At 54.2% G+C, this 13,470-nt stretch carries 9 protein-coding genes; 6 read left to right on the top strand and 3 right to left on the bottom strand.

Annotation, left to right across the window (positions count from 1 at the left end; translation table 11 throughout):
- Positions 1-202 precede the first annotated feature (202 nt).
- Positions 203-607 carry a Z-ring associated protein ZapG gene (gene zapG, locus GN208_RS03130; protein WP_004236342.1) on the bottom strand — a complete coding sequence of 135 codons (405 nt, stop codon included), beginning with the start codon at positions 605-607 and terminating at the stop codon, positions 203-205.
- Between the two features lie 184 nt (positions 608-791).
- Between zapG and zapE the strand changes: the two genes are divergently transcribed.
- The 5 genes from zapE to sspB all read left to right on the top strand — a co-directional run bounded on the left by zapE (position 792) and on the right by sspB (position 4,490).
- Positions 792-1,919 carry a cell division protein ZapE gene (zapE, locus tag GN208_RS03125; protein ID WP_004236343.1) on the top strand — a complete coding sequence of 376 codons (1,128 nt, stop codon included), beginning with the start codon at positions 792-794 and terminating at the stop codon, positions 1,917-1,919.
- A gap of 241 nt (positions 1,920-2,160) precedes the next feature.
- Positions 2,161-2,589, top strand: a complete 429-nt coding sequence (gene rplM / locus GN208_RS03120) for a 50S ribosomal protein L13 (RefSeq protein ID WP_004236344.1) — start codon at positions 2,161-2,163, stop codon at positions 2,587-2,589.
- A 15-nt stretch (positions 2,590-2,604) separates the two neighbouring features.
- Positions 2,605-2,997, top strand: a complete 393-nt coding sequence (rpsI, locus tag GN208_RS03115; RefSeq protein WP_015422974.1) for a 30S ribosomal protein S9 — start codon at positions 2,605-2,607, stop codon at positions 2,995-2,997.
- Positions 2,998-3,344: 347 nt separating this feature from the next.
- Entirely contained in the window at positions 3,345-3,995 is a 651-nt protein-coding gene (gene sspA / locus GN208_RS03110; RefSeq protein WP_004236347.1) for a stringent starvation protein SspA, read from the top strand.
- Between the two features lie 6 nt (positions 3,996-4,001).
- Positions 4,002-4,490 (top strand): ClpXP protease specificity-enhancing factor, encoded by a 489-nt coding sequence (sspB, locus tag GN208_RS03105; protein WP_004240493.1) that lies wholly within the window; start codon positions 4,002-4,004, stop codon positions 4,488-4,490.
- A gap of 76 nt (positions 4,491-4,566) precedes the next feature.
- Here the strand turns inward: sspB and GN208_RS03100 are convergent, their stop codons facing one another.
- Positions 4,567-5,985, bottom strand: a complete 1,419-nt coding sequence (locus GN208_RS03100; RefSeq protein ID WP_004236349.1) for an FAD-dependent oxidoreductase — start codon at positions 5,983-5,985, stop codon at positions 4,567-4,569.
- 11 nt (positions 5,986-5,996) lie between these two features.
- The gene (gene gltB / locus GN208_RS03095; protein WP_004236351.1) at positions 5,997-10,454 is read right to left on the bottom strand and encodes a glutamate synthase large subunit; all 4,458 of its coding nucleotides are present in this window, start codon (positions 10,452-10,454) and stop codon (positions 5,997-5,999) included.
- A 616-nt stretch (positions 10,455-11,070) separates the two neighbouring features.
- Between gltB and arcB the strand changes: the two genes are divergently transcribed.
- Positions 11,071-13,404, top strand: a complete 2,334-nt coding sequence (gene arcB, locus GN208_RS03090; RefSeq protein WP_004236354.1) for an aerobic respiration two-component sensor histidine kinase ArcB — start codon at positions 11,071-11,073, stop codon at positions 13,402-13,404.
- Positions 13,405-13,470 lie beyond the last annotated feature (66 nt).

Below are 13,470 nucleotides of genomic sequence, written 5' to 3'. Positions count from 1 at the left end.
TCTGCAGGCATGAGAAGCCGCAGCATACGCAGATACTCCTATGACTCTATGTGTGTGTAAAAGTTCCTCATTCAACGGAAATAAAACAACCTTTACAAGGCTTTACGTGAACTGAAGATTAGTGCGGGGAATGGTTTGAAGGACAGTATTAAGCGGCTGAATTCAGGCGAAAAAAAACCGCAGTCGCCTGCGGTTTCAATGATTAGCTTTCTTTGTTTTCGACGGGACGGAACAGGCCGGATGAGCCGTCTGAATAATCACGCGGCGGCATTTTTACCGGCGCCTGGTCATTATCGGCCTCAGCTTCCGTCAGGCGGTAGCTGAACGGATTATCCTGTGCGGACAGTTCCGGCATAAGTTCTGATGAACTTTTCGCCATGTGCTGATATAACTGGCGGTAATCTTTCGCCATATTATCCAGCAGTTCTGCACTGCGGGCAAAGTGGCTGACCAGCTCTTTGCGGTACTCTTCCAGTTCGGCCTTGTTTTTTTCCAGGTCCCGTTTCATGGCTTCCTGCTCTCTGAACTTAGAACTGCCCAGACGAACGGCCAGCGCACCAATGATTAAACCAACTGCTAATCCGATGAGTGCATATACCCAAATCATGGCTACTCCTTTAAGTGCATCATGCGCGTTAGAATCTGTTGTCACTATAACCGGATTTGCTGTCCGGGGGGAATAGTGAAGGTAAGGCTTTCCGGCATTATCCCGGATTTCCGGGTATAATACCCGCCGCTACATCATAAAAATCTCAATAAAAACCTCTGATAATATTAAGGGATTACCGTTTATGAGCACAACACCGCGTGAGTTGTATCAGCAGGCACTGAACGGCAGCGGATTTGCGCCGGACGACGTGCAGCGGCGTACCGTTGACCGGCTGACAGAGATGCATCAGGCGCTCCTGATGCGCACACCATGCTCCCCTGAGCCGGAAAAAGGGCTGCGCGGCACCCTGAACCGCTGGCTGAAAAAAGCCCCCGCGCCGGTGAGTTGTCCGCCGGTGCAGGGTATTTATATGTGGGGCGGGGTCGGGCGCGGCAAGACCTGGCTGATGGATCTGTTTTATGACAGCCTGCCCGGGCCGCGTAAGCTGCGGCTGCATTTCCACCGCTTTATGCTGCGGGTGCATGAGGAGCTGACGGCGCTTCAGGGACATGAAAATCCGCTGGAGAACATTGCCGACGGCTTTGCACAGGAAACGGATGTTCTCTGTTTCGATGAATTTTTTGTCTCCGATATCACGGATGCCATGATCCTCGGCACTCTGCTGGAAGCCCTGTTTCAGCGCGGTATCGCGCTGGTGGCGACCTCCAATATCCCGCCGGATGATCTGTACCGTAACGGATTACAGCGCGCCCGGTTTCTGCCGGCCATTGATCAGATCAAAAAATACTGTGATGTGCTGAATGTGGATGCGGGGATTGATTACCGTCTGCGCACGCTGACTCAGGCCCATATGTGGCTGACCCCGGCGGATGCGGAAACGTCAGCGGCAATGGACAGCATGTTCTCCCGGCTGACCGGCGGACAGAAAGCCGGTCAGGCGGCGCTGACCATCAATCACCGTCAGCTGCCGGTGGTGCGGGAAACGGATGGTGTGCTGGCGGTGACTTTCCGGACACTGTGTGAGGATGCGCGCAGCCAGCTCGACTATATTGCGCTGTCGAAAATCTATCACACCGTGCTTTTGTATGAGGTTCCGGTGCTGACCACGGAAAATGAGAATGCGGCGCGGCGTTTTCTGGCGCTGGTGGATGAGTTTTATGAGCGAAAAGTAAAACTGATTATTCAGGCGCAGAGCGGGATGGATTCTCTCTATCAGGGGCAGTTATTGTCCTTTGAGTTCGCCAGATGCCTCTCCCGGCTGCAGGAAATGCAAAGTGAGGAGTACCTGAAACTGCCGCATCTGGTATAATGCGCCCCCCTGAAAAGGGTTTCGGGGAAATTTTTTTAATTTGGGGTCGATTTTTTGCAGGGACTTCTCTATAATCTTGCGACCCCACGTTACAGCGGTTTTCTTTATTTCCCAAAGAAGACTGCAACTAGCGCCAGATGATTCTGCTCGAAGGGGTAGGTTTACTGGACAAGCGTCGTGTGAGCCTCAGTTTCTGAACATTGGTTCACCAACATGTAACTTATTTATTGGGTAAGCTTTAATGAAAACTTTTACAGCTAAACCAGAAAGCGTACAACGCGACTGGTTCGTTGTTGATGCAACCGGCAAAACTTTAGGCCGCCTTGCAACTGAATTAGCCCGCCGTCTGCGCGGTAAGCACAAAGCGGAATATACTCCTCACGTTGACACCGGTGATTACATCATCGTTCTGAACGCAGAAAAAGTTGCTGTAACCGGCAACAAGCGTACAGACAAAGTGTACTATCGCCACACTGGCTACGTTGGTGGTATTAAGCAAGCGACCTTCGAAGAGATGATCGCACGCCATCCTGAGCGCGTTATTGAAATCGCTGTGAAAGGCATGTTGCCGAAAGGCCCTCTGGGTCGTGCAATGTACCGTAAACTGAAAGTTTACGCAGGTAACGAGCACAATCACGCGGCACAGCAACCGCAAGTTCTGGACATTTAATCGGGATTATAGGCAATGGCTGAAAATCAATACTACGGCACTGGTCGCCGCAAAAGTTCATCCGCTCGTGTCTTTATTAAGCCGGGTAGTGGTAACATCGTCATCAACCAACGCAGCCTCGAAAACTATTTCGGCCGCGAAACAGCACGCATGGTAGTTCGCCAGCCGCTGGAACTGGTTGAAATGTTAGAAAAACTGGACCTGTACATTACTGTTAAAGGTGGTGGTATCTCTGGTCAGGCAGGCGCAATCCGTCACGGTATCACCCGTGCTCTGATGGCGTACGACGAATCTCTGCGTTCTGAGCTGCGTAAAGCAGGCTTCGTAACGCGTGATGCACGTGAAGTTGAACGTAAAAAAGTGGGTCTGCGCAAAGCACGTCGCCGTCCACAGTTCTCCAAACGTTAATCACTGGTTTCGTTGGAATACAAAAAACCCGCCATCGGCGGGTTTTTTTATAACCGTATAACTGCCGCAAATTATCCCGACATAACCTGTAATTTCATGTTTATTTCATGAATCTGTCCCTGTTAACCCCCATTTTTAGTGTTTTTGAATGATTTTTTGCCCTGACTCACCCTAAGTTGAGCAAAATCTGGTAAACTGGCACAAACATTTTTCTCGCCCCTGAACACACTGCCGCGCGCCCGGATTGGCCCGCTGTGGTTTTCTTTCCCGGATTCAGTGAGAGATTACAGGTAGGAATGGCGTAGTGCGCTGTTCATTCCTTTATTTTGATAAACTTGGAGGTTTTCATGGCTGTCGCTGCCAACAAACGTTCGGTAATGACTCTGTTCTCCGGCCCGACCGATATTTTCAGCCACCAGGTACGGATTGTACTGGCGGAAAAAGGGGTAAGTTTTGAAATTGAGCATGTCGAAGCAGGCAATCTGCCACAAGACCTGATCGATCTGAACCCATACCAGACGGTACCGACACTCGTGGATCGCGAGCTGACCTTATATGATTCACGTATTATCATGGAATACCTTGATGAGCGTTTCCCGCATCCGCCGCTGATGCCTGTTTACCCGGTGATGCGTGCGCAGAGCCGTGTGATGATGCACCGCATCGAGCAGGACTGGTACTCGCTGATGAATAAAATTGAAAAGGGCTCTGCCCAGGAAGCGAACCAGGCCCGCAAACAGTTAACGGAAGAGCTGGTTGCTGTCTCGCCGGTATTCAAAGAATACGCGTATTTCATGAATGAAGAATTCAGCCTGGTGGACTGCTATCTGTCTCCGCTGTTATGGCGTCTGCCGGTACTGGGTATCGACCTGTCCGCACGTCCGTCTTCTGATACCAAACACCTGCAGTTCTACATGCAGCGCGTGTTTGAGCGTGACTCTTTCCTGGCTTCCCTGACGGAAGCTGAGCGTGAGATGCGTTTACAGTCACGGGGTTAACCGCTGATGGATATTCAGGAATTAACACCGCGCCGCCCTTATCTGCTGCGGGCGCACTATGAATGGTTACTGGATAATGAACTGACACCCCATCTGGTGGTGGATGTGAACACCCCTGGTGTGAATGTGCCGATGGAGTATGCTCAGGATGGTCAGATTGTCCTGAATATTGCACCGCGCGCTGTGGGTAATCTGGAAATGACCAACGAGTGGGTCGGTTTTAATGCCCGTTTCGGCGGTGTTCCGCGCCAGGTGGATGTGCCGATGGCTGCCATTATTGCGGTCTACGCCCGTGAAAACGGTGCCGGGATGATGTTTGAGCCGGAAGTGGCTTATGAGGCTGCGGAAGAAGAAGATATTCTGACTCCGGCAGTGGATAACATCACCCTGATCCACGACGAACCGGTAAAACCGGCGGAAGAAAGCACCGACGGGGATGACCCGGAGCCGCCGAAACCACCGCGTGGCCGTCCGAACTTACGTGTCGTGAAGTAACAGACCGATAAATAAAAAAGACCGCGAAAGCGGTCTTTTTTGCATTTAAGGCAGCATGATCAGGTAATTACTCTGCTCATACGTGCAGATAATCGAGAATACTTTCTGCCGCCCGGCGGCCTTCGGCAATGGCGGTAACCACCAGATCCGAGCCGCGTACCACATCCCCGCCGGCAAAAATACCGCTGACGGAGGTTTCAAACGGATAAGTTGCCTGTGCCGGGGCGCTGATCCGGCCCTGCTGATCCCGTGTGACACTGAGAGCGTCCAGCCACGGCATCGCGTGCGGCCGGAAACCGAACGCGATAATGACCGCATCGGCATCAATAACAAAGGCGGAATTATCATCCGTTTCAATCTGACGGCGGCCGCTGCTGTCCGCATCACCCAACCGGGTGGTTAATACGCGGACACCACAGGCGTTACCCGTTGCATCGGTTTCAATGGCGGATGGCTGACAGTTAAAACGGAAATTAACCCCTTCCTCTTTAGCATTTTTCACCTCACGGCGCGAGCCCGGCATGTTCTCCTCATCCCGGCGGTACACACAGGTCACTTCTGCAGCACCCTGACGGATGGCGGTCCGCAGGCAATCCATTGCCGTATCTCCGCCGCCGAGTACCACGACGCGTTTATTCTTCAGGTCAATAAACGGAGCGGAATCATCATCCGGCAACCCCATCACCTGACGGGTATTGCCGATCAGATACGGCAGGGCGCTGTACACCCCGGCGGCATCTTCATTTTTCAGCCCGCCGCCCATCGACTGATAGGTGCCCGCACCAATAAAGACGGCATCATAATTCTGCTGTAACTCACTGAGCGTGATCTCTTTTCCGATCTCGGTATTCAGCTGAAACTCCACACCCATCTCTGTGAACAGCTCACGGCGGCGCTGCATAATGGATTTTTCCAGCTTAAACGACGGAATACCGAAGGTGAGAAGCCCGCCGATTTCCGGGTGTTTATCAAACACCACCGGGGTTACGCCGTTGCGGATCAGCACATCGGCACAGGCCAGCCCGGCAGGACCGGCGCCAATCACCGCGACCTTTCTTCCGGTCGGACGGACAGCGGAGAGATCCGGTTTCCAGCCCATCTCAAAGGCTTTATCGGTGATATAACGTTCAATATTGCCGATGGTGACCGCGCCAAACTCGTCATGCAGGGTACAGGCACCTTCGCACAACCGATCCTGCGGACACACCCGGCCGCACACTTCCGGCAGGCTGTTGGTCTGGTGTGACAGCTCTGCGGCCTCAATAATCCGGCCTTCCTCCGCCAGCCGCAGCCAGTTGGGGATATAGTTATGTACCGGGCATTTCCATTCACAGTACGGATTACCACAGCCGAGGCAGCGGGTCGCCTGCTCTTTCACCTGCGGCGGCGAAAACGGCTCATAAATCTCGATAAATTCGGTTTTACGGAGTGCCAGCGGCAGCTTTTGCGGATCCGTACGCTGTAATTCAATAAACTGATAAACATTGCGGCTCATCTTGATTCCCCTTACTGTGCCCGGATCCGTAATTCAGTGTCTGCGTGGCGGGTTACCCCGGCAAGTGCATAAATATCCGCAGATTTCGGCTTGACGAGGATAAACCGCCCGGCCTGCTCTGTCCAATCTCTGAGAAGTGCGTCTGCTCTGGCGGAACCGGTCAGGCGGCGGTGGTCTTCCAGCATGCCGCGCAAATGTTCCTGCAGAACCGGCAGCCCGCTGATATCGCGGGTTTCCGCCATTTCAGGATTGACACGTCCGGCGGCGGTGCCGTCCTCATCATAGAGATAAGCGAATCCGCCGGTCATCCCGGCCGCGAAGTTAATTCCGGTTTTGCCGAGCACACAGACAATCCCGCCGGTCATATATTCACAGCCGTTATCACCGACGCCTTCGACCACCGCGAGTGCGCCGGAGTTACGGACAGCAAAGCGCTCTCCGGCACGGCCTGCGGCGTAGAGTTTGCCGCCGGTGGCACCATACAGACAGGTATTTCCGGCAATTGTGGTGTCGTGAGCGGCAAAGGCAGAACCCGGATGCGGATGCAGAACAATCTGCCCGCCCGCCATGCCTTTACCGACATAGTCGTTGGCATCGCCCGTGAGCGTCAGTTCAATCCCGGCGGCATTCCAGACCCCGAAACTCTGCCCGGCGGTGCCGGTAAAATGCAGTTTCAGCGGCGAAGCGGCGATCCCGCTGTTGCCGTACAGCTCCGCTACAAAGCCGGAGAGCGCAGCCCCCACTGAGCGGTCGGTATTGCGGATATCATAATAAAAGGCACGGGATTGCTGTGTCTGCACACAGGTCCGGGTATCTTCCAGGATGCGGCGGTTCAGTTCCCCCTTATCAAACGGCGGGTTAGTTTGAGAGCAGAACAGTGCCGCACCTTCATGCGGTACCGGAGAGACCAGTAAATCGGACAGATCCAGTTTCTGCTGCCGGGCAGTGGTGCCTTCAATTCTGACCAGCAAATCAGTGCGGCCGATAAGATCGGTCAGTTTTCTCACCCCCAGTTGCGCCATCAGCTCACGGGTTTCCTGTGCAATAAAGCGGAAATAGTTCATTACCCGCTCCGGCAGGCCGTGATAGTGATCGCGGCGCAGCGTTTCATCCTGGGTTGCCACGCCGGTGGCGCAGTTATTCAGGTGGCAGATGCGCAGATATTTGCAGCCGAGGGCGACCATCGGGCCGGTACCGAAACCAAAGCTCTCCGCACCAAGAATGGCGGCTTTGATGATATCCAGTCCGGTTTTCAGTCCGCCGTCTGTCTGTAAGCGGATTTTATGGCGCAGACCGTTGCTCACCAGTGCCTGCTGGGCTTCTGCCAGCCCCAGCTCCCACGGGGTACCCGCGTATTTGACAGAGGTGAGCGGACTGGCGCCGGTGCCGCCGTCATATCCCGAAATGGTGATGAAATCGGCATAGGCTTTGGCCACACCGGTAGCAATGGTGCCGACGCCCGGTTCAGAGACCAGTTTGACGGAAATCAGTGCTTCCGGATTGACCTGTTTGAGATCGAAAATCAGCTGTGCCAGGTCTTCGATAGAGTAAATATCATGGTGCGGCGGCGGGGAAATCAGGGTGACGCCGGGCACCGAATAGCGCAGCGAGGCGATATACGGCGTGACTTTATCTCCCGGCAACTGGCCGCCTTCGCCGGGTTTTGCGCCCTGTGCCACTTTGATCTGGATAACCCGCGCACTGCGCAGATACCCCGGTGTCACACCAAAGCGGCCGGAGGCCACCTGTTTGATTTTAGAGTTTTTTTCTGTGCCGAACCGCGCCGGGTCTTCTCCGCCTTCGCCGGAATTGGAGCTGCCGCCGAGCCGGTTCATGGCGACAGCCAGTGCCTCATGGGCTTCCGGGCTGAGGGCACCGATAGACATGGCGGCGGTATCAAAGCGGGAAAACAGGGATTCCGCCGATTCAGTTTCATCAATACTGATAGGTTGTGTATCGGTGCGCAGTGCCAGCAAATCGCGCAGCATGGCCGCCGGACGGCCGTTTACCAGAGCAGCATAGTGCTGATAATCCGCATAATGTCCGCTGTGAACCGCTTTTTGTAATGTTGCGATCACATCCGGGTTATAGGCGTGATATTCACTGTTATGAATGTATTTCAGCAGACCGCCTGCATCGAGCGGTTTGCGCGGCAGCCAGGCGAGGCGGGACAGATTATGCAGATCCTGCTGAAAATCACTGAAATCCGCGCCGCCGATCCGGTTCGGTACACCCCGGAAGCAGAGCTCTGCCACAGAATCACTCAGGCCGACTGCTTCAAACAGTTTGGCACAGCGGTAGGAGGAGACAGCAGAGATCCCCATTTTGGACATGATTTTATACAGTCCTTTGTTGATACCGTTGCGGTAGTTGAGCAATACCTGTGCCGGTGAGTGCGTGAGGACGTTATCACTGCACAGTTTCAGCAGGGATTCACAGGCAAGATAAGGGTAAATGGCGGTGGCACCGAATCCGAGCAGCACAGCAAAATGATGCGGGTCACGGGCACCGGCGGTTTCGGCGATGATATTGGCGTCACAGCGCAGGCTCTGGCTGACCAGCCGTTGCTGTACCGCGCCTACCGCCATCGGTGCCGGGATCGGCAGGGTGTCCGGGGAAATCTGCCGGTCACTCAGTACCACCAGTACAGTACCGGCGCGGACAGCGGCTTCCGCATTATCACACAGGGTGCGGATCGCCTGTTCCAGTGTGGTTTCCCGCGGATCAAAACAGAGTGACAGATGTTCTGCACGGTAATAATCCGGATCACGGCTCAGTAATTGTTCGAAATCCGTGTGCATCAGCACCGGTGAGGCCATACTCAGCCGGTGTGCCTGGCCTTCCGCTTCGCAGAAGACATTCATTTCCCGGCCGATGCTGGTGGCGAGCGACATAACATGGGCTTCCCGCAGCGGATCGACCGGCGGGTTGGTTACCTGGGCAAACTGCTGGCGGAAATAGTCATAAATCAGGCGCGGGCGGGCGGAGAGTACCGCAAACGGGGTATCATCCCCCATTGAGCCTACCGCTTCCTGGCCGTTTTCCCCCAGCACCCGCAGAACCTGCTCCAGCTCTTCCAGGGTGTACCCGAACTGTTTCTGATACACCGCCAGTTGTGCATCACCGAAGGCGCGCTGCGGCGGTGTTTTATTCATCAGATCCTGATACGGCGTGAGCCGCACAACATTTTTCTCCAGCCACGCTTTGTACGGATGACGGGTTTTGAGATCGTTATCGGTCTCGCGGGTATGCAGGATACGGCCTTCCTGTGTATCAATCACCAGCAGTTCGCCCGGCCCGACACGGCCTTTTTCAGTGACTTCATCCGGCTGATAATCCCAGATACCGATCTCAGAGGCGCAGGTGATCAGTTTGTCTGTGGTAATGACATAACGGGCAGGGCGCAGCCCGTTGCGGTCGAGGTTACAGGCGGCATAGCGCCCGTCAGAGATAACAATTCCGGCCGGGCCGTCCCACGGCTCCATATGCATGGAGTTAAAATCAAAAAAGGCGCGCAGATCATCATCCATATCCGGGTGATTCTGCCAGGCAGGCGGCACCAGCAGCCGCATGGCACGCACCAGATCCATCCCGCCGTTGAGAAACAGTTCCAGCATATTATCCAGCGAGCTGGAATCCGAACCGGTTTCATTAACAAACGGGGCGGCGGTGATGAGATCTGGGATCAGCGGTGTGCGGAATTTATAAGCACGGGCACGGGCCCACTCGCGGTTACCGGTGATAGTGTTGATTTCGCCGTTATGGGCGAGATAGCGGAAGGGCTGTGCCAGCGGCCAGCGTGGAACGGTATTGGTTGAAAAACGCTGGTGAAACAGGCAGATAGCGGATTCCATTCTTAAATCGGCCAGATCCGGATAAAAACGCGGCAGATCGGCGGCCATGCACAGCCCTTTATAAATCGTCACCAGATTGGACAGGCTGCAGACATAAAAATCCGGGTCGCTGATGCGCTTTTCAATCCGGCGGCGCGCCATAAACAGGCGGCGTTCCAGATCCCGTGCCCGCCAGCCTGCGGGAGCATTGATAAAGACCTGCTCAATCTGCGGCATACCGGCGAGGGCGATTTCGCCGAGGATCTCCGGTCTGACCGGCACTTTACGCCAGCCTGCGATAAACAGTGTTTCGTCCGCCAGCTCTTCTTCGATAATATCGCGGCAGGCTTGTGCAATGACCGGATCCTGACTGAGAAACAGCATCCCGACTGCATAATTACGCGCCAGCCGCCATTCATTCTCCGCAGCAATCATCTGAAAGAAGCGATCGGGTTTTTGTAATAACAAACCGCAGCCGTCCCCGGTTTTGCCGTCGGCGAGGATCGCACCGCGGTGCTGCATCCGCGCCAGCCCGCTGATGGCAGTACGCACGACTTTGTGGCTGGGTTGTCCTTCGAGGTGGGCAATCAGGCCGAAACCGCAGTTGTCCTTATCCTGTGACGGGTTATAAAGCATAAGTGGCCCCTTTTGCATGTCTCACATTAGGCCGCATTTCTGCGGCAAAGCTGTTTCCGGGCCTCAGTCAGCCCTGCTGACGACAGATATCTCAGCAAAGGGTATTGTGATGTGTGTTTGTGCCGCGACCGGCAAGCGAATAATTATTATATCGGTGCTGACCACAGGTGATCCGGAACGTCGTTTTTCAACTTACCGGGAAATACGGTGACGGTCAAATATCAGGTAACTGACAGTATGTGAGCATGGTTTTTGCGATAATTTAATGAAAAAAAACTATTTTCAGGATTTTAATCCGCTGTTTCCGCAACCGGAGTACCGATTTTTTGTGTGATGTACATCACTGTTTTTTGCGGGTTATTACCGCGCAGCATGGGCATTTTTATTTATAACCTGATTTTATCTGCTCTGTTTCTGCTAATTTGCAGATAAATGTCGTGTTTTTAATTTTATTCAGATAAAAAAACAGTACCGGGTGGTAATCCGGCCATATTATCCGGCTGAGGATGCCTGTAACGCCGGCTGATTTGATTTTTTACTTAATCCGCGCCGGAAACGCTGTGATCCGCCAATTTTACGTTATGATACTAACCCTCATTCAGCGGGTGGAGCAGGTATGAAATTGCTACGCGGTTTAGCACAATATTATGTTGATTTACTGATGAAACTGGGCCTGGTCCGGTTTTCGTTATTGCTGGCATCGGGACTGGTGGTGCTGGCGATGGTGGTGCAGATTGCTGTCACCATGCTGCTTCAGGGGGAAGTACAGAGCATTGACCTGGTGCGCTCTGTCTTCTTCGGCCTGCTGATCACGCCGTGGGCGGTCTATTTTATGTCTGTGGTGGTTGAACAGCTGGAGGAATCCCGCCAGCGCCTGTCCAGACTGGTCAGTAAACTGGAAGTGATGCGCAAGCGGGATCTCGAACTCAATGAACAGCTGAAAGAGAACATTACCCAACTGAATCAGGAGATTACCGAGCGCGAAAAAGTTGAGGATGAACAGGTTGTTCTGCTGGATAAACTGAAGAAAGAGATCAGCCGCCGCGAACAGACCCAGCTCGAATTTGAACAGCAATCTGTCCTGCTGCGCTCCTTCCTTGATGCTTCGCCGGACCTGGTGTATTACCGCAATGAGAAAAATGAGTTTTCCGGCTGTAACCGCGCGATGGAACTGCTTACCGGCCGCAGTGAAAAACTGCTGCGCGGCCTGACCCCGCGCGATATTTATGAACCGGAAATCGCTGATAAGGTGATGGAAACGGATGAAAAAGTGTTCCGTCATAATGTTTCGCTCACCTATGAGCAGTGGCTGGTCTACCCGGACGGACGCAAAGCCTGCTTTGAGCTGCGCAAAGTACCGTTCTATGACAGTGTCGGCAAACGCCACGGCCTGATGGGCTTTGGTCGTGATATCACTGAGCGCAAGCGTTATCAGGAAGCGATTGAAAACGCCAGCCGTGAGAAAACCACCTTTATCTCCACCATCAGTCACGAACTGCGTACGCCACTGAACGGGATTGTCGGGCTGAGCCGCATTCTGCTGGATACGGATCTCAATCCGGAACAGGAAAACTACCTGAAAACCATTCATGTCAGCGCCGTCACCCTCGGCAATATCTTCAATGACGTGATTGAGATGGACAAACTGGAGCGGCGTAATGTCCGCCTCGATACCCAGCCGGTCAATTTCACCGAATTTATTTCTGATCTGGAAAACCTGTCCGGCCTGCTGGTGCAGCCGAAAGGGCTGCAGTTCACCCTCGACCTGATCCAGCCGGTACCGTCTGTGATCATGGCGGATGGCACCCGTCTGCGCCAGATCCTGTGGAATCTTATCGGCAACGGCGTGAAGTTCACCCGCGAAGGCGGTATCACGGTGAAAGTGTGGCGTGAAGCCAATGATATGCTCTGCTTTGAGGTGCGGGATTCCGGTATCGGCATTCCGAAGGATGAGCTGGAAAAAATCTTCGCCATGTATTACCAGGTAACGGACAGCGCGGGCGGACGCCCTGCCACCGGTACCGGTATCGGCCTGGCGGTCTCCCGCCGTCTGGCACAGGCAATGGGCGGTGATATCACCGTGACCAGTGAGCCGGGCAAAGGCTCCTGCTTCACGCTGTCGGTCTGCGCACCGGCCCAGGAGGCTCCGGAGGAGGAGGACGATGACGGTCTGCTGCTGCCGGCCCTGAATATCCTGCTGGTGGAAGATATCGAGCTGAATGTGGTGGTGGCGCGCTCTGTCCTGGAAAAACTGGGTAATACGGTGGATGTCGCGATGAACGGCCGTGACGCGCTGGCGATGTTCTCGCCGGAGGAGTACGACCTTGTGCTGCTGGATATTCAGCTGCCGGATATGAGCGGACTGGATATCGCCCGTGAGCTGCATCAGCGTTATCAGGCGGATGATTTACCGCCGCTGGTGGCACTGACCGCCAATGTGCTGAAGGATAAAAAAGAGTATCTGGACGCCGGTATGGATGACGTGCTGAGCAAACCTCTCGCTGTGGGCGCTCTGACGCAGATGATAGCGAAATTCTGGGGAGACGGTAGTGAGGCACTGCCTGCGGAGGAAAGCGGCTCAGCGGCGTCTGAGGACGTGTATGCGCAGTCACTGGATCTGGAGATGCTGAATCAGTACATCGAACTGGTGGGACCGAAACTGATTGAAGACAGCCTGGATGTGTTTGAAAAAATGATGCCGGGCTATCTGGCGATCCTCAATTCCAACATGGTGGCGAAAGACCGCAAAGGCATTGCGGAAGAGGGACATAAAATCAAAGGCGCCGCCGGGTCAGTCGGGCTTATCCATCTGCGGCAGGTTGCACAGCAGATTCAGTCACCGGAATTACCGGCATGGGACGATAACGTGCAGGAGTGGGTCGATGAACTGAATCACGATTGGGAAAGTCAGGTGGGAATTTTAAGAAACTGGCTGGCAAATCGCAGGTAAAAAATAACCCCAACCGAGGTTGGGGTGCGCGAATACTGCGCCAACACCAGGGAAACTGGTTCACCC

Source organism: Morganella sp. HSTU-ASny43 (assembly GCF_022819185.1).
Lineage (GTDB): Bacteria > Pseudomonadota > Gammaproteobacteria > Enterobacterales > Enterobacteriaceae > Morganella > Morganella morganii.
This window is presented reverse-complemented; position numbering and strand designations above follow the sequence as displayed.